Below are 24,706 nucleotides of genomic sequence, written 5' to 3'. Positions count from 1 at the left end.
GGCCCGGCTGCGCCTGACGCGGGCCGGGCCGTCGGGCGGAGGCGCTTTCGCGCCTCAGCCGAAGGGATCGAGTTCGAGCTTCACCATCTCTTCGTCGCCGTCGAACTCGTCGGCGGGCATGGCGCCGTGGGTGCCGTCCCCGGCCTGGAACACGACGATCACGACCATCAGCGTGGTGGCGAGGCTGGCGGCGAAAGCGGTGGCATCTGCGTAGGACATGGGTTCCGGCTCCTGTCTTTGGAGGCGGGGGACCATCCCCCGCGCGACAGGCGCCCGAAGTGTCTGACCGGATCTGCAATCACCCTCGGGCGTTCGGATTCTTTCCGAATCCCCGAGGGCGGCACGCGCGCGTAAGCCGACCCCACCGGGGTTGAATGCAAAGAGACGGTCGGACCAAGGTTAGCGAATGGAAGCGGGGGATGGTGCTTTGCGTCGAGCCGGTGCCGGAAACCCGTCGCAGATGCTTTGCTGCGCCAGCCTCGTTGCCGGCGGATATTCAGGGTGTGTTTCAGGCCGGGGACGGAACCCGTTGCCCCCACAACACCAAGGAGTTGGCGCAATGGTGAAGCTCGAACTCGATCCATCGCTGCTTGTGCAGCGATACCCGATAGCCCCGTGTGCAAGGTTCGGCTTTCAGGGCCGGTCAGTCCCAGAACCCATCGGCGATTTCGCGGGCGATCATGGCGCGGGCCTTCATCATCACATCGTCGCCGGAGGTGTCGATATGACCGAAAAAGCGCGTCCGGGCGCCATGGGCCGTCCAGTCGGCATAGCGGCAGTATTCGCGGGCATCGAGCCGGAAGGCGCGCATGTCCTCGGCCCAATGCGGTTTCGGTTCCACGATGACGGTGACGCCGTTGCGGGTTTCCTCCCAGGGAAGCGAGCGCTCCGATGGCGGATTGCGGCGGTCATCGGCGAAGATTTCATCGACCGTCATCATGATGCGCCCCCATCTTCGGCCTTCTCGACAAAGCCGGCAGGATCGTCGGGATCCGGCGGCAGATAGGCGTCATAGGGGTTGCCGCTTGCGAGATGGCCGAACGGCGTGAAGACGTAATCACCCCCGTCGCGGCCGACCGCGCACAGGACATAGCGTGTCTCACGGGTCGCGGCGTCGAGGCATTCCATAAGGGCGAGATTGCCGTCATCGGCAGCACGAAGCAGAGTGTCGAAGTTCGTTCGAACGGGATCGGGAATGGCCATTGTGTTCTCCTGAAACGAAGAAGGCCCGCCGTCACGGGACAAGCGGGCCGGATGAACGGGATCGGCGAACGTCACGCGGCAGCTCGACCCTCGACGGCGTCGGCGCCTGCCTCGTCGGCGGTGATCTCCTCGAGGCGCGCGCGGGTGTAGCCGTTCCTGGCTAGCCAGAGTTCGGCCGCCTCGTGGTTCTCCGCGAGGTGCAGCAATTCGACGTTCTCTCCGACATCCTGCACAACGCGGACTTGACCGATCTTCGGGCGTTCGATCACCCGGAAGCTCAGATCGCTGTCGATGCCGTAGCTGCGCATGACGGTGATAAGAATGATGCCGCCTTCGCCGAAATCGCCTTCATGCAGGGTGAAGGACGGCGTGGTCGTGTAGGTCGGGCGCTCGCGGCCCGGTTCCTTGCGCACGAGACGACCGGCCCCGTTGCGGGATTTCCACGCGGCGAGCTTCTTGGTGAAACGTGCGGGCGGCTTCGGCTGGCCGTCGCTGTAGGCCACGAGCGAGCCGAGCGGCACGATGTCGAAGATGAGGGAAGCGGACATGATCTTGCTCCTGAAACGAAAGCGGCCCGGCGAGATGCCGGGCCTTGAGATGGAAGGGATGGAATGCGGGGCGACGGAGGCCGCCCCGCTGATTCGCGTCACTCGGCGGCGACGAGGGCCTCCGGATCGTCGGCGGCCTCGGCCGTGTCCTCATGGCCACCGGCGAGGAAGTCGGGCAGCGCCACGCTGTCCTCGTCCTGATCGGTCGCGCCATCCACGGCCTGCGCCTCGATGGCGGGGCGCAGCGGCTCCGGCAGCCAGCCGGTATCGGCCAGGAGCCGTTCGGCCTCCTTCGCCATGTCGCCCTTCTTGAGATGCGCGATGAGATCGGCCGCGCGATCGCCGGCACCCTCGCGCACCGCCTCGATGATGCGGGTCTTGGTCACGCGGCCCAGATAGTTCTCGACCGTTGGCCTCCAGCCCGCTTCGACGAGGTCGAGGCCGGTGGCCTGCGCCAGCCGTTCGGCCTCGGCCATGCGGCGGTCGAGACCGTGCTGCGAGATGCCATTCCCCGAATAGGGGTTGGGCCGCTCGTAGAGCGCGTTGACGCCGAAACTGACGCAATGCGCAAGCAGCGCCAGGCGGCTGGCATCGTCGAGACCGTCGATCCAGTCCCAGAGCCGGTCGTCATCACCGGAGGGAATGTCCCCCCGCCAGGCGTCCGCGCGCTCGTCGATCATCTTCGCGGCGGCGCTGTCAGCGAGCCCGGTCGCATCCGTGGGAAGATAGATGTGACGCACGGCGGCATAGAGGCTGGTTCCCGAGGTGGCGGTGCGCTCGAAAGTATCGAGAACCAGCTTGTGCAGCAGCGCCGTCATGGCGACGCGCGGATTCTTGGCAAGCGCATTGCGCAGCGCCAGCGTCCGCCAGGCGGTCAGGTCGGTCACGAGTCGCTCGGGCAACGGCTTGACGGCATCGTCATCCTCTTCATCGGCGTCCGGGACGGGCTCGCCGCCGACGGTGATGACCGCGCGCTGCACCGCATCGGGATCGGACGGGTCCGCACCCTCGGTGGCATCCTCGCCATCGACGGTCTCGGGTTGTTCGTCCTCGGAGCGGACGTAGCCGTTGCTGACGATCAACTCGCCATCGCGGCCGATGCTGACGAAGACACCGGCACGAGCGATGTCTTCCGGCGCGAAGGTGACAGGCCGATTCTCGAAGGCTTCCAGCTCGGCTTCGATTTCCCCGAGCCGCTGATCGACCTCATCGGGCAGCTCGTCGGCTTCGGCATACTGCGCTTCGAGTTCGTCATACTCGTCGCGCAGCGCCTCTCGGGTGGCGCGTTCCTCGTCGGTCAGTTCCTGGGTCACGCCGACCAGCCTGCGCAACCCGTTGGTGTGGCCGTAGGGCAGCTCGACTGCCGCGTCGATCCACTTCCAGCCCTGACCGGCGATCTCGTCGGCGACGGTGCGCAGCTTCTCGTCGACCAGCCGGTCGAGAAGCGTGACGTCCTGCAACCAGCCGCCGTTCTCCTCGGAGAAGAGGTCGCGCAGCACCGGGCCACCCGCCGCATCGTAAGCGTCAACGCCAATGAAGCGGGCGCGCTTGTCGGCGGCCGGAACCGTGGTCTCGGTCAGCATGTTGCGGATCTGCCAGGGTTCCTTCTGCCACGACGTGCTGATGCGCTCCCAGACCTGCTGCTGGCGCTCGTGGTCGGGGTTGACGGTGAAGGCTTCCAGCATCGCCAGCGTCATCTCGTTGCGCGCATAGGCGTCGTGCAGCGTCGGCGCAACGGTGGCGAGGCGAAGACGCTGCATGATGTAGCGCGGGGTGGTCCGCCATGCGTCGGCGATCTCCTCCTTCGACATGCCCATGTCGAACATCCGCTTGAACGCCTTGAACTGGTCGAGCGGATGCAGGGCGAGGCGCAGCAGGTTCTCGGCCAGCGAGTCGTCCACGGCCGAGGTCTTGGCGTCGGCCTTCTTGACGATGCAGGGCACGAGCCCTTCGGCCGGGAAGCGACCGGCCTCGACAAGGCGCGCGATGGACCTGTAGCGGCGGCCGCCGGCCGGGGTTTCGAACTCGCCGGTCTCATTGCCGTCCTCGTCGAGGATGGCGCGGACATTGAGACCCTGCACGAGATCCTCGCGCCGGTCGATGTCATGGGTAAGTTCGTCCAGACCCGCCTCGACATCGGTCTCGCGGACATTGCTGTCCGACAGCCTGATGCGGTTGAACGGAATGTCGCGCGCCCGCGAAAAGACGATCATCGGGGCGACGGGCTTCTTCCTGGCAGCTTTGGCCATGGTGGTTTCTCCGCGACGGGCGGCCGGGAGCCTCTCTCTCGACCTCCAACCCGTCACGAAGCGAAGCGCCGCCCTCTTCCTCTGAAGAGCGCGACGCCAGGCCACAAAGCCGACAGCCGGAAATCAGGAATCCTGGCTTTCCGTATCTGCGGATGTGCAGGTGAATGCCGCACCGGCGCGGTAGAGGGCTCGCTCCGCCGCACGGATGCTGCCGGCTTCCCGCGCAGCCTCCGCCCAGACCGAGATCGGGAAATCCCCGGTGAAGAGCAGATCCCGCTCGATCCCCATGCCGAAGGGCAATCGGACCCTGCGCAGCTCTTCCAGGCTCCACGAGCCAAGTTCGGGGTAGCCGATATCGGCCAGGCCGAACATGATGTCGCCGCCCTGATCCAGCTCAGTGGCGAGCCAGACGCCCGCGCCGAAGGGGTTGAAGAATTTCACGACGGGGATGTGATCCACATCACGTTGGCGACCATTGGCCAGAAGCCGGTCGCGCTGTGTTCCGGTCAAAAGGATCATGCCGCGACCCTCCCTTCGATTGCAGCCGGAACCGGCTCCCCGGCATCTTCGTCGGGCAGATGCGACAGCAGCCAGTCGGCCGCCTTGCTGGCCTGAGAAGCTGCGCGGACGATGGCGCGGTTGTCCTCGCGCAGCACCTCCAGCCAGGAGCCGATATAGTCGGCATGGCGCACGGTCGGCACGATACCAAGCGAGGCGCAGCAGAATGCCGCGTTCATCTCGGCGACCAGCTCCTCGAAGGCGTATTTCTTCGTGCCGAAACTGCCCGAGAAATCCCGCCCCAGGCGCGAGGCATGGCCGGTGGCGTGCCCCATCTCGTGCAGCGCCGTCCGGTGCCAGTTAATCGGCTCGAAATAGGCGGCCGGCGGCGGCACCTGCACATAATCGAGTGCCGGCACATAGAAGGCGCGATCTCCGCCGATGCGGAAATCGATCCCGGTCGCGCGGATCAGTGCCTCGACCTTCGGCTCGATCATACCGGGCGGCGGTGGTGGCGCCTCCACGGCAATATCTTCTGGCAGGCCCTCGCATTGCGCGGTGTTGAAAACGGTGAAGCGCTTCAGGAACGGGACGCGTCCCGGTTCTTCACCGGTCTCGCGGGCTCGGCGCTTCTCGTCTTCCGGGGTGAAGCGGTCGGCATAGACGACCGTCGTGCCGTGCTCGCCCTTACGGACATTGCCGCCGAGGGCTGCCGCCTGGCGATAGGTGAGCCAATGCTGGGTCGGATAGCCGTTCTGGACCACGGCACCCCAGAGGATCAGCACATTGATCCCGGAATACTGCCGCGAGGTCGCGGCGTTTCGCGGCATGGCAAGCGGCGCTTTCGCCGCAGTCCCCCAAGGCTGGACCCAGGGAAGCCGTCCTTCCTCCAGCTCGGCGATGATCTTGCCGGTGATGTCGTCGTAAAGATTGCTGCGGGCGCCGCCTTCACGGGCGCGGTCCTGTCTGGCCATCGGGATGATCTCCGCGACGGGCGCCGGAGGCCACTCCTCCAGTCCTTAACCCGTCACGGAAAACCCGCCCGCACTCGAACTCTCAGGGGGCGTTGCGGGGTCTCCCCGCTGATGGGGGTGCGTCGGCAACGCAGTGCCGACCAGGGGGAAGGCTTTTCCCTGCCACCTGAGAATCTCAGCCATGATGAACCTTGTAGTCGTTCACTGCGCCTGCATAGTGTGACAGTCCGAACAGAGGCTTGAGCGATTGAAGGGGCGGAGAACGGACGTTCGTTGCCGTGAGCGCGAATGACCACAAACTTCCCGATGTTCCCGATCGCGAGCTACCCCTCGAGCCACTTCACAGAACAGATTGCTCGACTTGAAGTACGTTTCTCACGTAAAACCAAATAAAGTCATGTAGTTGTTGTCGCACATCCGCAGCACTGTCATTGAAAAGAACGCGCATGCAGCCGCCGCTGCTAAGAGAGTCTTAACCAGATGAACAAGGCCCATGAGATAGACAGCCCCGACAAGATAACCGTTTCGGCCGGGCCGGAGGCCGGAGTTGCGTCCCCAACGGCGATTTCGACGGCAGCGTGCAAGGTCAACGAGCACTGTGTCGGCGATCACTGGACGGTCGGTGATGTCAAGTTACTAGCGCGGCTCATAGCGATCATCGCGATGGGACAGGCGAAGCACGCGGCGCGAATTATCGCGGACCTGCAGCCAGCGGTTCCGGCCTTGACAATCGACGTGCTCCGTTCCGACGCGAAACAGCGTCTGACCGTGACCGGAGACACGCCGGAAAAGCAGGACGCTCACCGATGGCATCGCGACGGTCTGATCTTCGAGGCGATCTCCTGGATCGCCGCCCGACAGGGTGCTGCCGCCAACGTGCTCATGAGAGACCCGCACATCAGCGCGACGACACAGGGTCTTGACGGGCTCATGATCGAACTGGACGAAAAAGGTGAAACGGTCGTCCGCGCGACAATTCTCGAAGACAAATGTTCGAACGACCCCCGGCGAAAATTCAGAGACGAAGTTCTGCCTGCCTTCCGAAACTACCATGCGGGCAAAAGGGCTTCGGAGCTGGTGGCGGCAACATCTTCGCTGCTTGACGGCAGGATTCCCGACGAAGCGGTCATGGAGGCTGCAGGGCGCGTACTGGATATGGCATTCAGGGCCTACCGCGCCGGATTGACGATCAACCCTGACCACGACTCGGAGGCGGGACGCACAGCTTTGTTCAAAGGATATGAGGGGCTTGAAAAGATCACCGGGGCGCAGCGCATCGGGGCGACATTCCTGCCGCCTTCGGAACTGCGCACCTGGTTTGACGAGATTGCCGGTCGGGCGATCGCCTTCATTGACGTGCTCGGGGAGGACGATCACCAATGTTCGATCCGGTGACAGCGGAAATCATGCGTACTGCGCCAGCCTTGCCAGGCCTGAATCCTGCCGAGCTGCCGCAATTGCTTACAGCGCAGTATGCAGAACTGGCTGCCCGCAGAATGAGGCGCGTCGATGGCGCTGAAGAGGCGGCGGGTGACGGCGCTGCTGACGGCGAATGGCCTCTCGCCCGTATTGCCGACGCCTATGAGATCGTTGTGTCCGTCCGGCGTGATGCCGACCACCGCAGAGCGGCGGCATTCGTTGCCGGCACGGCGCATCAAATTCTGGCGCAGGACCTCGCGCAGACCGATGCTGCCGGGTCTGTTGCCATCATGGATCGGGATCGCATCCATCCGGCGATCGCGGCGGCGGTGCTTTTTCTGGTGGCCGAGCAGTATGCGGACGCCCACGAAGCCGCGCGCTTTATCAGGCCGGAAGATGGAGGGCAGGACTATGTCTGCACCATTCTGGCCGAAGATATCCGTGACCTGGCGCGCGGCAATTTCCAGAGCATTCTTGACCGCGCGCAGCGCCGTCCGGAGGGGTTCTTCTCCGGCGGACTGCTTGAACAGCGGGGGACAACGGCGCTCTTCGAGAGCCTTGTCGTCGGTGTCGAGTTGTTTGCTGCGGAAGTTCTGGCAGAAGATATGCCCGAGAAGGCGGCAGGGCGGTTCGACGGCGCAAGGGCGACGTTCGCCCGCGTGTTGGCCCTCTCTTCGCTGGAGCACGGGCGCCTCGGCGATTTGTCCCAGAATTTTCAGACCACCTATCCGGGACCACGTCACCTCGCATCACTGCTGCTGGCAGCCTACGACTCCATTGCGGGCGCGGCGGTTACACGCCTGCAGCCGCCCAATGGTTCAGATCGGGATTATTGGCGAAGCTGGCTGAGGCATCGTGCGAATGCCGCACCTTTCGCTTGGCCCAATCATAGGGAGGCCATAGCGAAAGGATTCCACGAGAGCGGCAAGTCCGCCGTGCTCGTTCTGCCGACCGGCGCGGGAAAAACGACGGTCTCTTGCCTGAAGATTGCTGCTGTACTGGCAAGCGGCAAGTCGGTTGTGTTCTTGGCTCCAACTCACGCGCTTGTGGATCAACTCACCGACGATCTGCAGAAGGTCTTCCCGGAATCGCTGGAAGGTTCGGTTGTTTCGAGCGATTTCGATCGCTTGTTCGCTCCCGGTACCAACTTCGAAAGCATCGAGGTCATGACGCCGGAGCGCTGTCTTGCACTTCTGTCATATTCGCCCGAGGCTTTTGAAAACGTAGGGCTGCTGGTCTTTGACGAATGTCATCTCCTCAGCCCCGTATCGAATCTCCGCCGGGCGTTGGACGGAATGTTCTGCGTCCTTGCCTTCAACAGCATCGCGCCGGAAGCCGATTTCCTTTTTCTTTCAGCGATGCTTGATAATGGCGCGGCATTCGCAGAGTGGATTGAAGAGCTCACCGGTCGGACCTGTGTTTTTGCCGATCCGCTTTGGAAGCCGAGCCGACAGGCGCGCGGCGTCCTGCTGTATGAGAGTGCCGCCATCGTGCAGATGAGACGCAACGCGATCGCCGTTCAGCGCGCGGAGGATGCCCGAAAGAAAAAGCGCGCAAAGCATCTGCGCAAACCAGCTGCCGAAGCGCTGCAATGCCCGCCGCATGCTCTCTTCGGGCTTCAGCACAACTGGCTGGCCGGTGCAGCGCCAAGCTGCACCCTGGCGGCCATTTCCGATGCGCCGGTCCCGTTAACCGGTAAGCTCAACCGGGATGGTTCGATCTATCTGACGCCGAATGTAAACAAGGTCGCCGCGCAAGTTGCGGCTGCTGCGGCGCGCAACGGCCTGAAAGGTATCGTCTTCGTCAACCGCAAGGATACTGCCGCGTCCACTGCGCGTGAAATCTCGGCGCTGCTGGGCGACCCGCCAGAGCAAACGCAAGATGAAGAAGAGCGATGGAAGGCGCTGGAGATCGAGCTTGGCGGGCTGGAACATGCGATCTTGGCCGGTCCCGCTGCCGCCGTGCCCCACAATGCGCTGATGCTCAGGCTGGAGCGCGATCTGGCAGAACGCTTGTTCCGCCGTGCCGACGGGGCAAAAGTCATCGTTGCTACACCGACGCTGGCGCAGGGTCTGAACCTTCCAGCTCATATTGCCATTCTTGCCGGGGACAAGCGCAGCGACCCGGACGAAGGAGGGCGTGAAGACCTGGACGCGCACGAGATACTGAATGCTGCGGCCCGTGCAGGGCGCGCCGGTCACCTCGCCAACGGCATCGTGCTCCTGATCCCTGAAGTCGTGCTTCAATTCAGGCAAGGTAGGGCCTTCCCAAAAGGGGTGCTCGACAAGCTGAAGTCGGTACTGCCAGAGGACGACCGCTGCCTGTCCCTGAGCGATCCCCTGCAGACAATTCTTGATCGCATTAATGTGGCGGCTGCTGCCGATCCCGACGTCGAGTATGCCCTGAACCGCCTAGCCACTGCGGTCGCGCCTGAAGGCGCAGAAACCGAAGCAACGACGCGCTTTTCGATAGGACGATCACTGGCTGCCTTCACGGCCATAAGGATCAATCAGAAAGCGGGGTTCGATGCGAAAGTCGCGCGACTGAACGAGCTTATCGGCGAGAGAGCGAAGGAGGCCGATGATCAGGTCCTGGCGGAGCTTGCCACCCAGAGCGGCGCGCCGCTCGGCATCCTCAAATCGCTGCGGCAAAGGATCGAGGATCAGATTGAACGGCTACCCCAGACAATACCGGACTGGACGTCCTGGATCATCAACTGGCTTGCAGAGGATCAGGATGCGCGCGATGCTATTCTGATCCGTGATGGTAGAGCAATTCTCGGCGCTACCGGAAACAAGAAGGACGGACCGCTGACGGCCGACGCCGTAAGAAACCTCGAACCCGGCATTCTGGCCTGGCTATGCGGCGAACCCTTGCGCGAAATCGAAAGACAACTCGGCGGCGACCCCGCTGAAAAAGCGATTTGCCCGCGTGCCCGTGAGCTAGTCTCTCAGCTAGTGCCTCTCAGCCTTTCCTTCGCTGCCGGTCTAGCCGCGCGCACGGCAAGCGAGATACCTGCCGTCGCCGACGGAACGGCTACGCCGGTCTCTGTCATTGACTGCCTTGCAGCCGGGATCAGACGCGGCTTCGACACCCCGAACAAGCTCGCTTTTAGCGACATCAAGCGCGGCTTTCTGAGCCGCGTTCAGACGCATCAGGCCTATTCCGCCACTATCGAGCGTGAGCCAGAGATCTCAAACATGGAAGAGTACCCTGCGGTGGTGGATCGCATGCGGATGTATCTGCTGCTGGTCGACGACTGAGTGTAGCAGGCAAGTTTTCAAGCATCCCTGTTGCCGTACGATCAATCTGGCTAAGGAAAGCAGAAGTTAGCCTCTGTGCGGTCGTGCGGCCGCAAAGAGCCGATTTCGTTTTCTGCAACTGCGGTCAATGCGAGGTTGCTGGGTGTCGTAAAGGTTCCGACCATTACCGAAAATCCCGCGTCTTTACCCTGATCGCGTCGACGTGCGGGTCGGGCACAGCCATACTGCACGCCCGCAGCCCCTTCGGTGGCTGACCGCGCAGATCAGGCGTCGGAGATTCTTGGTGGAGTTCGCTTCCTCTGCCATCCGGCAGGAGGGCCGCCACGTCGCGTTGCCCAACGCTGGCCAAATCCCGCGACAGATCGACGATCCGATGGACAACGAGATGCACGACCTCGCCCTCGCGCTGAACGCGCCCCCTGACGGCAATCATGCTCGATGAGAGGATCACACGCCAATACTGCGCGAAGACCTTCTGCCAGACCACGAGATTGGTGATGCCGGTCTCGTCCTCGATCGTGATGAACATGACGCCCTTGGCCGAACCAGGCCGCTGGCGGACGAGGACGATCCCCGCCGTCTCCAGCCAGCGGCAGTCGCGCGCGCCCATCGCCTCGGCGCAGGAGACCATGCGGCGCTTGCGCAGAGCCTCGCGCAGGAAGGCAACCGGATGGCGGCGCAGCGACAGGCCGGTATGGCTGTAATCCGCGACCACCTCGCCGCCAGCCGCCATCGGCCGCAGGGCGATGGACGGCTCCGATATCTCTGAAACCGTCAGGCCCTCGCGTGCCGAGGCTGCCGCAAACAGCGGCAGTTCCTCGTCGCGCAACCCCTTGATCGCCCAAAGCGCTTCGCAGCGCGCGAGGCCGAAGGGCGGGCGGAAACCGTCGGCCTCGGCAATGTGGACCAATGCGGCGACCGGAACCCCGGCCCGCCGCCAGAGATCCTCGACCGAGGCAAATGGCTGATCGGCACGGGCGGCGACAATCGCCGCCGCATGGGCATTGGCAAGCCCCTTGACCATGCGCAGGCCAAGCCGAACCGCAAAGCGCGCCTCGTTGCCGGTCGGCTCCAGCGTGCAATCCCAGCGGGAGGCATTGGCGCAGATCGGGCGCAACTCGACGCCATGGTCGCGCGCATCGCGCACGATCTGGGCCGGGGCATAGAATCCCATCGGCTGGCTGTTCAGTAGCGCGGCGCAGAAGGCATCGGGATGCCAGCATTTCAGCCAGGCCGAGGCATAGGCGATCAGCGCGAAACTTGCCGCATGGCTTTCGGGAAAGCCGTAGGAGCCGAAGCCCTCCAACTGCCGGAAGGTGCGTTCGGCAAAGTCCTGTTCATAGCCCTTGGCAACCATGCCCGAGATCAGCTTGTCGCGGAATTTCGAGACGCCGCCGGTGTGCTTGAATGTGGCCATGCTCTTCCTTAGCATATCGGCCTCACCGGGGGTGAAGCCCGCGCATTCAATGGCGACGCGCATCGCCTGTTCCTGAAACAGCGGCACGCCGAGGGTCTTGCCCAGCACCTTCTCCAGTTCGGGTGTCGGATAATCGACCTCTTCCAACCCCTCGCGGCGGCGCAGATAGGGATGGACCATATCGCCCTGGATCGGGCCAGGCCGGACGATGGCGACCTGCACCACCAGATCGTAATAGGTGCGCGGCTTCAGGCGCGGCAGCATGGACATCTGCGCCCGGCTTTCGATCTGGAAGGTTCCCAGCGTGTCCGCCTTGCGGATCATCGCATAGGTGCGCGGATCTTCGGCCGGGATCGTCGCCAGATCAAGGGCGATGCCCTTGTGTTCCACGATCAGATCCAGCCCCTTGCGCATGCAGGTCAGCATCCCCAGCGCCAGCACATCCACCTTCATGAAGCGCAAGGCGTCGATGTCGTCCTTGTCCCATTCGATGATCTGGCGATCCGCCATGGCGGCGGGTTCGATCGGCACCAACTCGTCCAGCCGGTCATGGGTCAGGACAAAGCCGCCGGGATGTTGCGACAAATGCCGCGGCGCCCCGCGAAGCTGGGCGGCCAGATCAAGGGTCAGGCGCAAACGCCGATCCTCCGGGTTGAGGTTCAACTCACGAAGCTGCTGATCGTTGACACCGGTCTCGGACCAGCCCCAGAGCTGGCCGGAGAGTGTCTGGATCAGATCCTCGGGCAGCCCCATGGCCTTGCCGACATCGCGCAGCGCGCCCTTGGAGCGATAGCGGGTCACGGTGGCGGTCAGCGCGGCCCGGTCACGGCCATAGTTCTCATAGACCCATTGGATGACTTCCTCACGGCGTTCGTGCTCGAAATCGACGTCGATATCCGGCGGTTCGCGGCGTTCCTCGGAGACGAAGCGCTCGAACAGCAGATCGTTGCGGCCGGGGTCGATGGCGGTGATGCCGAGAACATAGCAGACGGCGCTGTTCGCCGCCGATCCCCGCCCCTGACAGAGAATGCCGCGCGACCGGGCAAAGCGGACGATACTGTTCACGGTCAGGAAATAGGGCGCGTAATCGAGCTTGCCGATCAGGGTCAGCTCATGGCGCAACGCCGCCGTCACCTCATCCGGCACGCCCTCGGGGTAGCGGTTGGCCGCGCCCTGCCAGGTCATCCGCACCAGTGTTTCCTGCGGGGTCAGTGCGGGATCGTCGCGTTCCTCCGGATATTGATAACGCAGCTCATCCAGGCTGAAGCGGCAACGGTCGGCGATCTCGATGGTGCGGGCCAGCGCCTCGGGCCAGCGGGCGAAGAGCCGGCGCATCTCGGCGGGCGGCTTGAGATAGCGGTCGGCATGACGCTCACGGCGAAAGCCCAGCTGGTCGATGGTGGTGTTGTGGCGGATCGCAGTGACCACATCCTGCAGCATCCTCCGGCCAGGCTCGTGGAACAGCACGTCATTGGTCACGACGGTCGGCACGCCGATCCGCTGCGCCAGTTGCGAAAGCTCCCAGAGCCGCATCTGGTCGTTGGGCCTGCGGCGCAGGGTCAGCGCCAGATAGGCCCGGTCGCCGAAGGCATCGCGCAAACGGCGCAATCGGAACCCGCAGTATTCATCGGCATCATCCGGCACCAGCACCGCGATCAGCCCTTCGCCATAGGCGGTGAGATCGGCCCATTCCAGGTGGCACTTGCCCTTGCCGGCCCGGCCCTTGCCAAGCGTCAGCAGCCGGCAGAGCCGGGCATAGGCCGCTCGGTCGGTCGGATAGACCAGCACCGACATGCCGCAGGCGAGATCGAGGCGGCAGCCAACGATCAGCCGGATGCCGGTTGCCTTCGCCGCCTCATGGGCGCGAACGATGCCCGCCAGCGAATTGCGATCCACCACCGCCAGCGCCTCGATCCCCATCGCCGCCGCCGTCGCGAACAATTCCTCGGCCGAAGAGGCCCCGCGCAGAAAGGAAAACTGCGTGGTGACCTGCAATTCGGCATAGCGGGGCGCATTCATCCGAAAACCCCGTGCAGGAACCAGCGATGCGATCCGGTGGCGACATCCTCGCCGTCACCGGCGCGGAAGATCCAGAAGCGTTCGCCAGCGTCATCCTCGATGCGGAAATAATCCCGCACCGCGACCAGCTCGGCATCGCGCTTCCACCATTCCCCGAAGACCCGCTCGGGGCCATCGGCCCGGCGCACCCGCCGCCGCACGCCGCGCCACGAGATCCAGTTCGGCGGATGGTCGGGCAGCAGCGCCATGGTCTCGATCGGCTCGGGACGGGGCAACAGCCGCGAGGGGCGCGGCCAGTGATCGGGCCAGCCCGCGCCGGTCTCTTCCGCCAGGGCCGGAATGCGGCAGACGGATCGCTCGGGCACATCGCTGGCCACCGGCGCGAAGCGATAAATCGCGCGGGCGCCGACCCGGTTGGCGAGCGTGTCGATCAGGCCTGACAGGTCAGGCTCGGGCGCCTCGATCAGGTGGCTCACGGCCTGGCGCTCGGTCATGGGTTCCGCCAGCGTGGCCGTCAGCGTCATGATCTCGATGCCGAGGCCGGGGTCGATGGTCTCGATCTTGTCGCAGAGCAGCCGGGTCAGGCGCTGAGGGTCGCGCACCGGCCGCGCGAGGCCGATGCGGACGGTCTCGACACGGCTGTCTATCCGGTGGCAGAGCAGGTCGAGGCGGCGCACGCCGAGGCCGCGGGTCTCCAGCGCCTCGCAGAGCGTTGCGACCAGCTTTCCAATATAGCGGGCGATGGTCTCAGCGGCGGCGATGGGTTCGGCAAAGCTGCGCCGCGCCTCGATCATGTCCTCGGGGCGCAGCGGCTCGATGGGTTCGGCGCTGTTGCCCAGGGCCTGATCCAGCCGACGGGACAGTTCCGGCCCGAAGCGCAGCGTCAGGGGCGCGCGGGGCTGGCCGATCAGATCGCCGATCCGGGAAAACCCCAGATCGCGCAGGCCAGCCGGGATCGCGGGCGACAGCCGTAGAGCCTCCAGCGGCAGCGGCGCGAGCATGTCGATGCTGGCCCCCGGCATGGCGATCAGCACCGGATTGGACCCATAGCGCGCCAGCGCATGGGCCGCGCCCCAGGTGTCGGCAATGGCGGCCCGTGCAGACACACCCGACAAGGTGAGCCGCCCGATCAGCGCATCGAGCATCGCCGCATCGCCGCCATGCAGATGATCCGCGCCGGTAGAGTCGATCACGATCCCGTCCGGCGGATCGACCGCCACAATCGGCGCGATCCGTTGCAACACCCAGAGCGCGAGGCGCTCCAAGCTTTCGGCATCGGCTTTTGGGTCGGCGGGTTCAATCACCAGTCCCGGCACCAGCGCCTGCGCCTTGGTGACGGGCATGCCGACCCGCAGGCCGAGCGCCTGCGCGGTCGCGTCGACCGCCGTCACGATACGGCGGTTACGATCACGTCCTGCAATGATGAGCGGCACCTCAACTGGCGGCGCTGTGTCGCCGGCCTTCCGCCGCAGCCGGTCTGTCGGCCATGTCGGCAGGAAGACCGAGATGACCCGAGCCATCGCACGCCTCCAGTTCGATATCGAGGGATTCTCCCGCCCGCGCCCGGATCAGTTCGATCAGCCAGCGCGCGCGACCGACGCCGGGCACGGGCAAAGGCCGGGACGGCAGCACCGAGATCCGCCAGCGGGTCATCGCCGCCGTCGGCTGGCCGAAATCGCTGGCCTCGGCCTGCCGCCGCCAGCGGCGCAGGGCGAGGCCGATGGTGCCGCTTTCCTTGGCGGCCAGGTGCAGCCGCCGCGAGGCGGTCATCGGCAGCCGGGCAATATCGGCGACCACCGCGCCCAGCCCACCGTGCCGCAGGCCTTCCTCCATGCAGGCCAGGACCGACTTGTCATCGCCGGCCTCGACATGGATGACGCGATCGGGCGGCAGGCCGGCCTGTTCCAGGCCCGGCGCGAACAGATCCTGCTGGGCGACGCACCACAGCACCTTGCCTTGGGTCCGCGCGGCGATCCCGGCCACGAAACAGGCCGCCGCCGCGCCGTCCACGGCGCCGTTGCCGCCGCCCGCAACCTCATGCAGACAGCCAAGAGCCAACCCACCACCGGGCAGTTTGCGGTCCAGAGACGGAACGCCGAAGGGCAGCACTTCCCGCGCGCGAGCGCCATCACCTTCAAGCTGCGCGATTCGCACACGAAGGGCCGCAATGGCTGGACTGATGGCGAGCTCGTGCATCTGGAAGGCAGGCTCCGGATCTTCTCAAGGGCAAATCCTGTCGTTATGTTCTTTGTTTGTTCTGGTGCGCGGCGGGAGTCAATCTGAGTCTCGTAAGATGTGATCGGAAGCCTTGCCGGAACTTCTGGCGTATGATGGCCGCAAAATCGGAGAAGCGGGTTTGTGCAATCTCTACAATCTGACCACCAACCAGCAGGCGATCCGGGATTTCGTGGCGCTCACCCACGACAGTATCGGCAATCTGGAACCGATCCTCGACGTCTATCCCGACCGGCCCGCGCCGGTCGTGCGCAAAACCGATGGCGGGCTGGAGCTTGCTCGCCTTACATGGGGAATGCCCACGCCGGTCGAGCATCTGAAGACCCCGGACGCGCCTGACACCGGCGTCACCAATGTTCGCAAGACCTGGATACGGCACTGGCAACAGTGGCTCGGGGTTGAGCACCGTTGCGTCGTCCCGGCGACGGCGTTCTCGGAATACGGGCAGGTGCCTGATCCGGTGACGAAGCGCAAACCACTCTACTGGTTCGCGCTCGACCAGGCGCAGCCCCTGTTCTTCTTCGCCGGGATCTGGACCCGATGGGAAGGGACGCGCGGATCGAACCGCACGCCGAGACCGGGCGAACATGAACTCTTCGCTTTCCTCACCACTGATGCCAACGAAGTGGTGAAGCCGATCCATCCCAAGGCAATGCCAGTGATCCTGACCAATTCCGACGAGGTGGAGGTCTGGCTGACGGCCGACTGGCGCGAGGCGAAGGCCCTGCAACGACCTTTGCCCGCCGATCGGCTGGAAGGTATCGAAAAACCGGCAACTCCGACAGGTTGACGACGAAGCATGTCGGGATCGGGAGAACAGATCGGGGAGGCCGCCGAGCCAGACAGGAATATCGGCAAGATCATCCATGTGGATATGGATGCGTTCTATGCCTCGGTCGAGCAGCGCGACAAGCCGGAGTTGCGGGGCAAGCCGGTCGCTCCTAACCTAGCGCAGCTTCGGTCGAGTTCGAGATGTCAAGCGGCGGTACGTGCCCTCTCGAAGTTGCGCGACCTGTACCCCTCGGACTATCTTGAGGAATGATGCAAAGCACCGCTCCAGATCCCAATAAGCAACCGGAAATACTCGGTCGAACACGCCGGCTGACGCCGCAGCACAGAATCACCTTCGACCAGATATTTCACAGTGGTGGTGGCTACGTTCTGAATTTCTCTGACCGGACCATGGGTGAATGGTTTGAAGAATTCTTCGATTTCAATATTTTTGACGAACGTTATCAGATCGAGGGCGATAGCAAGGGCAAGACGCTGAGGGGTTTTATCGAGGTCGCCGAGCCACGCCTCGTTGCTCGCGTCCTTCGCGCACTATGGGACTATCGTTGTAGCCTGGACGGTTTCGTGGAAGACAATTCCGATCAGGAGACGCGACTCAAGATGTGGCTCGAACAGTTCACCAACGAGTTGGAGAACTCCTCATCGCTTAATCTGGACGAGGCGTTCAAGGACTTCTCGAGCGATACGACTTTGCCCAAGCTACGAGCGTCGATCGCTGGGGATCTGATCGGCAACAAGCCTGATGTGGCACTCGATCGCATACACACATACTGCGTGAAGCGGTTCCGTGCACTGCTAGCGGATCGAGGTATGCCGTGCGATCCATCGACACCACTACACGCCATTTTCGGTGCATATGGCAAAGCGGTGCGAGATGAAGGTGTAGTGAGCCAATTTGCACTACCGACCCTGCGCGTTCAGCATAAGCTCTTTGAAGGTCTCAATGACGCGCGCAACAAGCGCTCTTTCGCGCATGACAACGACCTCCTTGCTGTTTCGGAGGCGCGGTTCATCGTCGATTGCGTATTGGCATCGCTTTCCTTCATCGAACGGATCGAGGCCGACCGGGACTCAGCAAACACCACTTCGGACAACGAGATTCCGTTCTAGAATTGCCCTTCTTGCTCGGGGTCAGGCCACCTGTGTTGATTTTCACCCAGAACTGAGCCGGGTAGGCGCATAATTTTCACTGAGAATTGAGCCATGTGAACCTTTCCCCAACGCAGTGAGCGGCGGGGGCAACGGAGTGATCCACATGGGACTTTTGAACATCATCCGACGAATGCATTTGCGGCAGAATCTGTCGATCCGCGAGATTGCGCGGCGCACGGGACTGTCACGGAATACCGTGACGAAGCATCTTGCGGCGGGCACGATCGAGCCGACCTTTGCCACGCCGGAGCGGCCGAGCAAGCTTGACCCCTTCGCCGAGAAGCTGGCCGGCTGGCTGAAGACCGAGGCCGGGAAGTCGCGCAAGCAGCGGCGGACGCTGAAGCAATTGCATGCCGATCTTGAGGCGCTCGGCTTCACCGGCTCTTACGGCCGGGTTGCAGCCTTTGCACGGCAATGGCGGGCAGATCGGCAGCGTGAGCAGCAGACCACGGGGCGCGGAACCTTCGTTCCGCTGTCTTTCCGCCCAGGCGAAGCCTTCCAGTTCGACTGGAGCGAGGACTTTGCCGTTCTGGGCGGCGAGCGCACGAAGCTGCAGATGGCCCATATCAAGCTGGCGCACAGCCGCGCCTTTCTGGTTCGCGCCTATCTCTTGCAGACACACGAGATGCTGTTCGATGCCCATTGGCATGGCTTCCGCGTCTTCGGCGGTGTGCCCGGTCGCGGGATCTACGACAATATGCGGACGGCGGTGGATCGCGTCGGCCGCGGCAAGGAACGGCAGATCAACATCCGCTTCCTCGCGATGGCAAACCATTATGTCTTTGAGCCGGAATTCTGCAATCCGGCGGCAGGGTGGGAGAAGGGGCAGGTCGAGAAGAACGTCCGGGATTCCCGCCACCAGATCTTGCAAGCGATGCCGGACTTTCCCGACCTTGCCGCGCTGAATGTCTGGCTGGAGCAGCGCTGTCAGGACCTGTGGCGCGAGACGGCACACGGCACCTTGCCGGGCTCGATCGCCGATGTCTGGGGCGAGGAGCGGGCGAGCTTGATGCCGTTGCCCACAGCCTTTGATGGCTTCGTCGAGCAGAGCAAGCGCGTCTCGCCCACCTGCCTGATCAGCTTCGAGCGCAATCGCTACAGCGTTCCGGCACCCTTTGCGAACCGGCCTGTCAGCCTGCGGATTTATCCGGACCGGCTGGTCGTGGCGGCCGAGGGCAACATCCTGTGCGAACACCGGCGGATCATCGAGCGCAGCCACCAGCTACCACCGCGAACGATCTATGACTGGCGACATTACCTGGCGGTCGTGCAACGCAAGCCCGGGGCGCTTCGGAATGGCGCGCCCTTCCTGGAATTGCCGCCGGCTTTCCGGCAGTTGCAGGAGCACATGTTACGCAAGCCCGGTGGTGATCGCGAGATGGTCGATGTCCTCGCTCTCGTGCTCCATCACGATGAGCAAGCCGTGCTCACCGCCGTGGAACTGGCCCTGGCCGAGGGCGTGCCCACCAAGACCCATGTCCTGAACCTGCTGCACCGGCTGGTCGACGGCAAGGTGGTGGGGGGACCGCCGCTGGATACGCCACACGCGCTGGCCCTGCGCCGTGAGCCCAAGGCCAATGTCGAGCGCTATGACGGGTTGCGCACCCAAATCGCCGGAGGCCGCCATGCGTCATGATCCCGCCAGCGGCGCCATCGTCATCATGCTTCGCAGCCTGAAGATGCATGGCATGGCGCAGGCTGTCACTGATCTGATCGAGCAAGGCGCCCCGGCCTTTGAAGCCGCCATCCCGATCTTGTCGCAGCTGCTGAAGGCCGAATTGGCTGAGCGTGAAGTCCGTTCCATCGCCTATCACATGAAAGCCGCGCGTTTCCCTGCCTACAAGGATCTGGCGGGCTTCGACTTCTCGGCCAGCGAGGTGAATGAGGCGACGGTGCGCCAGTTGCACCGCTGCGAGTTCATGAGCGGCGCCGAAAATATCGTGCTGATCGGCGGGCCGGGCACCGGCAAGACCCATGTCGCGACCGCACTCGGCATCCAAGCCATCGAGCATCACCGCCGAAAGGTTCGCTTCTTCTCGACCATAGAACTGGTCAACACCCTCGAACAGGAGAAAGCCAGGGGCAAGGCCGGGCAGGTCGCCGAAAGCCTGACCCGCCTCGACCTCGTGATCCTCGACGAACTGGGATACCTGCCCTTCAGCGCCTCCGGCGGTGCATTGCTCTTCCATCTGCTGAGCAAGCTTTACGAACGCACCAGCGTCGTTATCACCACCAATCTCAGCTTCAGCGAATGGGCGACGGTCTTCGGCGATGCCAAGATGACCACCGCGCTGCTCGACCGGCTTACTCATCGCTGCCACATCCTGGAGACCGGAAACGACAGCTTCCGCTTCAAGGCCAGTTCAGCCGCAGCAGCCCAGAAAAAGGAGGGGACGTCACATGCCTTGACCCCAGCTTGACCCTCAATCCATAGTCAGAGGTGGCTCAATTCTCGATGGAAAACCCGGCTCAGTTCTGGGTGAAAATCAACAGCCACCTGGTCCAACTGTCGACCCAGCCAAGTATTGCAGCTGCCCCCTGCCCGCATTAGACTGACCTCAGGACATGGCTGGAACGTCGCGCTGTGCGAGCAGATGTTCAAATCTCCTGGCGAGCCGCAAATTCGCACATCGTCGCGCCAGTATTTTTGCGACGCCATGCTGCTCAGGACTACGCCAATGCCCGACCCAGCCCTCCATTCCCCGCCGAACGCCGCCGGGCGCTTCTCTGTAATGCATTGGAAATGCTGCGTAGTCTCTGTGCAGGCTCTTCAGGGATCGGCACGGGAATGGCACGGCAACGACAAACCACCGCATCGAAGCTTCGGCTGGTCACCGAGACCACCGATGAAGCCGTTGCGCGCGTTGCTGGCACCCGCAACCCCGACCCCCGCCTCGCCGATCTCGTCCGGCAACTCGCCCGGCAGGCTGCGGGCGATTTCGTCCAACAGGAGACGGCCCGATTGGCGGGCGGCCGCCTCCCAGACTGAGGTGTCCGCATGAAGGTCGCGCTCTACGCCCGCTACTCGTCCGACAACCAGCGTGACGCCTCGATCACCGATCAGCTGCGCATGTGTCGCCTGCGCGCCGAAAAGGAAGGCTGGACCGTCGTCGAGGAATATACTGATCACGCCATCTCCGGCGCCAGCATGATCCTGCGACCGGGCGTCCAGTCCCTGATCTCCGATTCCCTGCGCGGTCGCTTCGACATGATCATGGCCGAGGCGATGGACCGGCTGTCGCGCGACCAGGAGGATATCGCCGGCATCTTCAAGCGCATGACCTATGCCGACGTGAAGATGTTCACCCTGTCCGAGGGCGAGATCACCCATCTGCATGTCGGGTTGAAGGGCACGATGAATGCGCTGTTCCTGAAGGATCTGGCCGACAAGACCCGCCGTGGGCTGCGCGGTCGGGTCGAGGATGGCAAATCCGGCGGCGGACTCTGCTACGGCTATGATGTGGTGAAGAGGTTCGATGATCGTGGGGAAGCTGTCCGGGGCGACCGGACCATCAACGAGGCCGAAGCCGGGATCGTGCGCCGCATTTTTGCGGATTATCTCGACGGGAAATCATCGCGCACCATCGCCATGTCCCTGAACCGCGATGGCATACCGGGGCCGCAAGGCAGCGAATGGGGGCCATCGACAATCCACGGCAACCCGAAGCGCGGCACCGGCATCCTGAACAACGAGCTTTATGTCGGCAAGCTGGTCTGGAACCGGCTGCGCTATATCAAGGATCCCGACACCGGCCGGCGCGTATCCCGCCTGAACCCGGAATGCGAATGGGTCGTCCATGAGGTGCCTGACCTGCGCCTCATCGACCAAGACATCTGGGATGCCGTCAAGGCACGGCAGAGCCGCCTTGCCTATGATGTGGTCGAGACCAGTCCCAATCCCCTGAACGACCGGCGCCGCCCGAAGCATCTCTTTGCCGGCCTCGTCAAATGCGGCTGCTGCGGGGGCGGCTATACGATGATCTCCAAGGACCTGCTCGGCTGCGCGACTGCGCGCAACAAGGGCACTTGCGACAACCGGCTCAACATCCGACGTGATGCCCTCGAAGCGTCGATCCTGAACGGGCTGCGCAAGCATCTGATGGACCCTGCGCTGTTCAGGGAGTTCTGCGACGAGTTCACCAGGGAGGTGAACCGGTTGCGGATGGAGCGTGGTGCCGACCTTGAGGTTGCGCGGCGCGAATTGGACAAAGTCGGCAGGCAGATTTCTCAGATCATCGAGGCGATCACCGACGGCATGTATCACCCCTCAATGAAGGAGAAGATGACTGGACTTGAAGCCCGGAAGGCTGAACTGGCTGAGAAACTGGCCAATGCCGATGAGCCCCCTCCGCTGCTACATCCGAACATGGCGGCACTCTATGCGCAGCGGATCGGGCAGCTCTATGAGAATCTGCAAGACGAGGACGGCCGCGCCCGTGCCGCCGAAACCTTCCGCTCGCTGGTCGATCAGATCACGCTCATGCCGGATAACGGCGAACTGGCAATCGTGCTGCGCGGCGACCTCGGCGCGATCCTGCGCTTTGCGGCAGGAAAGAAGAACCCTGACTTCCTTGCAGAGGCCGAGGCTCTGGACAATCTGCTTTCGCCGGGATCGTTGGTTGCGGGAGGACGCAACAGACGATCGCTGCGGAATGGGGGCACAAATGCAAAAACCTCCGCGACGGGGTCAGCGGAGGTTTCGCAATTATCGTTGGTTGCGGGGGCAGGATTTGAACCTGCGGCCTTCAGGTTATGAGCCTGACGAGCTACCGGGCTGCTCTACCCCGCGACTGTTGCTGCGTTTGTGCAGCGGTCCCCGCTGGATCTGGGCTGCGGGGGTGTGGTCATCGTTTCAGAGAGACTTGCGTTTCTTTCCAGGTCTGGCGGTGACCTACTCTCCCACGTCTTGAGACGCAGTACCATTGGCGCGACGGCGCTTAACGGCCGAGTTCGGGATGGGATCGGGTGTTTCGCTCGTGCTATGGCCACCAGACCGGGGAAGAAACGCTCAGCGTTGCCCCTTTCGGGGCAGGTGTTGTCCAAGGATGCTTTGGAGAAGACGGACTGTCTTCTTCCGGATCAAATCAAGCCAATCGAGCCATTAGTACCAGTCAGCTGAACGCATTGCTGCGCTTACACCTCTGGCCTATCGACGTGGTGGTCTTCCACGGCTCTCAAGGGATACCTTGTTTTGAGGGGGGCTTCACGCTTAGATGCCTTCAGCGTTTATCCTGTCCGTTCATAGCTACCCTGCTGTGCCGTTGGCACGACAACAGGTCCACCAGTGGAACGTTCACCCCGGTCCTCTCGTACTAGGGGCAACTCCTCTCAAGTATCCTACACCCACGGCAGATAGGGACCGAACTGTCTCACGACGTTCTAAACCCAGCTCACGTACCTCTTTAAACGGCGAACAGCCGTACCCTTGGGACCTGCTCCAGCCCCAGGATGAGATGAGCCGACATCGAGGTGCCAAACGATGCCGTCGATATGGACTCTTGGGCATCATCAGCCTGTTATCCCCAGCGTACCTTTTATCCGTTGAGCGATGGCCCTTCCACTCGGGACCACCGGATCACTATGGCCGTCTTTCGACTCTGCTCGACTTGTCAGTCTTGCAGTCAGGCTGGCTTCTGCCATTGCACTCAACGAGCGATTTCCGACCGCTCTGAGCCAACCTTCGCGCGCCTCCGTTACTCTTTGGGAGGCGACCGCCCCAGTCAAACTACCCACCACGCAGGGTCCCGGATCCGGATAACGGACCGCGGTTAGACATCAAGAGTGCGAAGGGTGGTATCTCAAGGGAGGCTCCGCCGGAACTGGCGTCCCGGTTTCAAAGCCTACCACCTATCCTGCACATCACAATCCTGATGCCAGTGCGAAGCTATAGTAAAGGTGCATGGGGTCTTTCCGTCTAACCGCGGGAAGTGTGCATCTTCACACACAGTTCAATTTCGCTGAGTCCACGTTTGAGACAGCGGGGAGATCGTTACGCCATTCGTGCAGGTCGGAACTTACCCGACAAGGAATTTCGCTACCTTAGGACCGTTATAGTTACGGCCGCCGTTTACCGGGGCTTCAATTCAGGGCTTGCACCCCTCCTTTTAACCTTCCGGCACCGGGCAGGCGTCAGACTGTATACGTCGCCTTGCGGCTTCGCACAGCCCTGTGTTTTAAGTAAACAGTCGCCACCCCCTGGTTTGTGCCCCCGGCCACCGCTTGCGCGACAACCGGGCCTCCTTCTCGCGAACTTACGGAGGTATTTTGCCGAGTTCCTTAAACGTGGTTCTCTCAAGCGCCTTGGTATTCTCTACCAGTCCACCTGTGTCGGTTTCGGGTACGGTCTCATGGAGGGCTATTTCCAGGGACCCCGCAGCTGCCCGATCAATCCGTTAAGATCGAACAACCCTGAGGATCCGTCACCATCTCCTGGCCCAGGAATATTAACCTGGTTCCCATCGACTACGCCTTTCGGCCTCGCCTTAGGGGCCGGCTTACCCTGCTCAGATTAGCTTTAAGCAGGAACCCTTGGACTTTCGGCGACAGGGTCTCTCACCCTGTTTGTCGCTACTCATGTCAACATTCTCGCTTCTGATCACTCCACCGGATGCCTTACAGCCCGGCTTCACAGTCAGAACATTGCCTCCGCAGCATCTTGCGATGCTGAAGAGGCAGCGTTCCATATCACAGAACGCTCCGCTACCGCGCACATACGTGCACCCAAAGCTTCGGCTCGTGGCTTGAGCCCCGTTACATCTTCGCCGCAGGATCTCTTGTCTAGACCAGTGAGCTGTTACGCTATCTTTAAAGGATGGCTGCTTCTAAGCCAACCTCCTGGTTGTTTTGGAAATCCCACATGCTTTCCCACTTAGCCACGAATTGGGGGCCTTAGCTGTTGGTCAGGGTTGTTTCCCTCTCCACGACGGACGTTAGCACC

At 63.0% G+C, this 24,706-nt stretch carries 18 protein-coding genes, 1 tRNA gene and 2 rRNA genes (1 of these 21 running past the window's edge); 8 read left to right on the top strand and 13 right to left on the bottom strand.

Going from position 1 to position 24,706, the window contains the following annotated elements:
• Positions 1-54: 54 nt before the first annotated feature.
• From RSP45_RS11150 to RSP45_RS11120, 7 genes are all read right to left on the bottom strand, one after another.
• Positions 55-219, bottom strand: a complete 165-nt coding sequence (locus RSP45_RS11150) for a hypothetical protein (protein ID WP_166507195.1) — start codon at positions 217-219, stop codon at positions 55-57.
• Positions 220-643: 424 nt separating this feature from the next.
• The gene (locus RSP45_RS11145; RefSeq protein WP_012092597.1) at positions 644-940 is read right to left on the bottom strand and encodes a hypothetical protein; all 297 of its coding nucleotides are present in this window, start codon (positions 938-940) and stop codon (positions 644-646) included.
• Entirely contained in the window at positions 937-1,203 is a 267-nt protein-coding gene (locus tag RSP45_RS11140; RefSeq protein ID WP_012092596.1) for a DUF6117 family protein, read from the bottom strand. The genes RSP45_RS11145 and RSP45_RS11140 overlap by 4 nt, the downstream gene beginning before the upstream one ends.
• A 71-nt stretch (positions 1,204-1,274) precedes the next feature.
• Entirely contained in the window at positions 1,275-1,751 is a 477-nt protein-coding gene (locus RSP45_RS11135; RefSeq protein WP_058098278.1) for a hypothetical protein, read from the bottom strand.
• Between the two features lie 98 nt (positions 1,752-1,849).
• A complete protein-coding gene (locus RSP45_RS11130) occupies positions 1,850-4,000 on the bottom strand; it encodes a ParB/RepB/Spo0J family partition protein (protein ID WP_058098279.1) in 2,151 nt (716 codons plus the stop codon).
• A 123-nt stretch (positions 4,001-4,123) separates the two neighbouring features.
• Positions 4,124-4,519, bottom strand: a complete 396-nt coding sequence (locus RSP45_RS11125; RefSeq protein WP_058098280.1) for a DUF2958 domain-containing protein — start codon at positions 4,517-4,519, stop codon at positions 4,124-4,126.
• Complete coding sequence (locus RSP45_RS11120) at positions 4,516-5,472, bottom strand: ArdC family protein (RefSeq protein WP_058098281.1); 957 nt, start codon at positions 5,470-5,472, stop codon at positions 4,516-4,518. The genes RSP45_RS11125 and RSP45_RS11120 overlap by 4 nt, the downstream gene beginning before the upstream one ends.
• A 480-nt stretch (positions 5,473-5,952) precedes the next feature.
• On the opposite strand from RSP45_RS11120, the gene RSP45_RS11115 reads away from it, so the two are divergent.
• Positions 5,953-6,867, top strand: a complete 915-nt coding sequence (locus tag RSP45_RS11115; RefSeq protein ID WP_058098282.1) for a hypothetical protein — start codon at positions 5,953-5,955, stop codon at positions 6,865-6,867.
• Entirely contained in the window at positions 6,852-10,154 is a 3,303-nt protein-coding gene (locus RSP45_RS11110; RefSeq protein ID WP_143794787.1) for a DEAD/DEAH box helicase, read from the top strand. Before RSP45_RS11115 ends, RSP45_RS11110 begins: the two co-directional genes overlap by 16 nt.
• Positions 10,155-10,317: 163 nt before the next feature.
• On the opposite strand, the gene RSP45_RS11105 is transcribed toward RSP45_RS11110, so the two are convergent.
• From RSP45_RS11105 to RSP45_RS11095, 3 genes are read right to left on the bottom strand one after another with little or no spacing between them, the layout of a single operon-like run.
• Complete coding sequence (locus tag RSP45_RS11105; protein ID WP_143794788.1) at positions 10,318-13,590, bottom strand: error-prone DNA polymerase; 3,273 nt, start codon at positions 13,588-13,590, stop codon at positions 10,318-10,320.
• Positions 13,587-14,981, bottom strand: coding sequence for a Y-family DNA polymerase (locus RSP45_RS11100; protein ID WP_415391990.1), 1,395 nt, complete (start codon positions 14,979-14,981; stop codon positions 13,587-13,589). The genes RSP45_RS11105 and RSP45_RS11100 overlap by 4 nt, the downstream gene beginning before the upstream one ends.
• A gap of 43 nt (positions 14,982-15,024) precedes the next feature.
• Positions 15,025-15,786, bottom strand: a complete 762-nt coding sequence (locus tag RSP45_RS11095; RefSeq protein WP_058098286.1) for an ImuA family protein — start codon at positions 15,784-15,786, stop codon at positions 15,025-15,027.
• Between the two features lie 112 nt (positions 15,787-15,898).
• Here RSP45_RS11095 and RSP45_RS11090 point away from each other — a divergent pair, with 112 nt between their 5' ends.
• The 6 genes from RSP45_RS11090 to RSP45_RS11065 all read left to right on the top strand — a co-directional run bounded on the left by RSP45_RS11090 (position 15,899) and on the right by RSP45_RS11065 (position 22,525).
• Entirely contained in the window at positions 15,899-16,615 is a 717-nt protein-coding gene (locus RSP45_RS11090) for an SOS response-associated peptidase (protein WP_255471297.1), read from the top strand.
• Between the two features lie 9 nt (positions 16,616-16,624).
• Positions 16,625-16,867 carry a hypothetical protein gene (locus RSP45_RS11085; protein WP_058098288.1) on the top strand — a complete coding sequence of 81 codons (243 nt, stop codon included), beginning with the start codon at positions 16,625-16,627 and terminating at the stop codon, positions 16,865-16,867.
• Positions 16,864-17,727, top strand: coding sequence for an abortive infection family protein (locus RSP45_RS11080; protein ID WP_143794790.1), 864 nt, complete (start codon positions 16,864-16,866; stop codon positions 17,725-17,727). Before RSP45_RS11085 ends, RSP45_RS11080 begins: the two co-directional genes overlap by 4 nt.
• Positions 17,728-17,872: 145 nt before the next feature.
• Positions 17,873-19,405, top strand: coding sequence for an IS21 family transposase (gene istA, locus RSP45_RS11075; protein ID WP_083539302.1), 1,533 nt, complete (start codon positions 17,873-17,875; stop codon positions 19,403-19,405).
• Positions 19,395-20,189, top strand: a complete 795-nt coding sequence (istB, locus tag RSP45_RS11070; RefSeq protein WP_072464014.1) for an IS21-like element helper ATPase IstB — start codon at positions 19,395-19,397, stop codon at positions 20,187-20,189. The genes istA and istB overlap by 11 nt, the downstream gene beginning before the upstream one ends.
• A gap of 578 nt (positions 20,190-20,767) precedes the next feature.
• Positions 20,768-22,525: a recombinase family protein gene (locus tag RSP45_RS11065; protein ID WP_415394052.1), complete on the top strand. Its 1,758-nt coding sequence runs from the start codon at positions 20,768-20,770 to the stop codon at positions 22,523-22,525.
• Here RSP45_RS11065 and RSP45_RS11060 read toward each other — a convergent pair.
• The 3 genes from RSP45_RS11060 to RSP45_RS11050 all read right to left on the bottom strand — a co-directional run.
• A tRNA-Met gene (locus RSP45_RS11060) sits at positions 22,482-22,558 on the bottom strand. The two genes, RSP45_RS11065 and RSP45_RS11060, sit on opposite strands and share 44 nt — an antisense overlap.
• Before the next feature lie 89 nt (positions 22,559-22,647).
• Positions 22,648-22,762, bottom strand: a 5S ribosomal RNA gene (gene rrf / locus RSP45_RS11055).
• Positions 22,763-22,849: 87 nt separating this feature from the next.
• Positions 22,850-24,706: ribosomal RNA gene (locus RSP45_RS11050) — 23S ribosomal RNA — on the bottom strand; it runs 973 nt beyond the window's last position.

The sequence above is a fragment of the Paracoccus sp. SJTW-4 genome, from assembly GCF_047716885.1.
Classification (GTDB): domain Bacteria; phylum Pseudomonadota; class Alphaproteobacteria; order Rhodobacterales; family Rhodobacteraceae; genus Paracoccus; species Paracoccus solventivorans.
This window is presented reverse-complemented; position numbering and strand designations above follow the sequence as displayed.

What these genes read in the sequence shown, in the direction of transcription:
- RSP45_RS11150 (WP_166507195.1), bottom strand. Translation starts at nt 219, where the DNA reads ATGTCCTACGCAGATGCCACCGCTTTCGCCGCCAGCCTCGCCACCACG.
- RSP45_RS11145 (WP_012092597.1), bottom strand. Translation starts at nt 940, where the DNA reads ATGATGACGGTCGATGAAATCTTCGCCGATGACCGCCGCAATCCGCCA.
- RSP45_RS11140 (WP_012092596.1), bottom strand. Translation starts at nt 1,203, where the DNA reads ATGGCCATTCCCGATCCCGTTCGAACGAACTTCGACACTCTGCTTCGT.
- RSP45_RS11135 (WP_058098278.1), bottom strand. Translation starts at nt 1,751, where the DNA reads ATGTCCGCTTCCCTCATCTTCGACATCGTGCCGCTCGGCTCGCTCGTG.
- RSP45_RS11130 (WP_058098279.1), bottom strand. Translation starts at nt 4,000, where the DNA reads ATGGCCAAAGCTGCCAGGAAGAAGCCCGTCGCCCCGATGATCGTCTTT.
- RSP45_RS11125 (WP_058098280.1), bottom strand. Translation starts at nt 4,519, where the DNA reads ATGATCCTTTTGACCGGAACACAGCGCGACCGGCTTCTGGCCAATGGT.
- RSP45_RS11120 (WP_058098281.1), bottom strand. Translation starts at nt 5,472, where the DNA reads ATGGCCAGACAGGACCGCGCCCGTGAAGGCGGCGCCCGCAGCAATCTT.
- RSP45_RS11115 (WP_058098282.1), top strand. Translation starts at nt 5,953, where the DNA reads ATGAACAAGGCCCATGAGATAGACAGCCCCGACAAGATAACCGTTTCG.
- RSP45_RS11110 (WP_143794787.1), top strand. Translation starts at nt 6,852, where the DNA reads ATGTTCGATCCGGTGACAGCGGAAATCATGCGTACTGCGCCAGCCTTG.
- RSP45_RS11105 (WP_143794788.1), bottom strand. Translation starts at nt 13,590, where the DNA reads ATGAATGCGCCCCGCTATGCCGAATTGCAGGTCACCACGCAGTTTTCC.
- RSP45_RS11095 (WP_058098286.1), bottom strand. Translation starts at nt 15,786, where the DNA reads ATGCACGAGCTCGCCATCAGTCCAGCCATTGCGGCCCTTCGTGTGCGA.
- RSP45_RS11085 (WP_058098288.1), top strand. Translation starts at nt 16,625, where the DNA reads ATGTCGGGATCGGGAGAACAGATCGGGGAGGCCGCCGAGCCAGACAGG.
- RSP45_RS11080 (WP_143794790.1), top strand. Translation starts at nt 16,864, where the DNA reads ATGATGCAAAGCACCGCTCCAGATCCCAATAAGCAACCGGAAATACTC.
- istA (WP_083539302.1), top strand. Translation starts at nt 17,873, where the DNA reads ATGGGACTTTTGAACATCATCCGACGAATGCATTTGCGGCAGAATCTG.
- istB (WP_072464014.1), top strand. Translation starts at nt 19,395, where the DNA reads ATGCGTCATGATCCCGCCAGCGGCGCCATCGTCATCATGCTTCGCAGC.
- RSP45_RS11065 (WP_415394052.1), top strand. Translation starts at nt 20,768, where the DNA reads ATGAAGGTCGCGCTCTACGCCCGCTACTCGTCCGACAACCAGCGTGAC.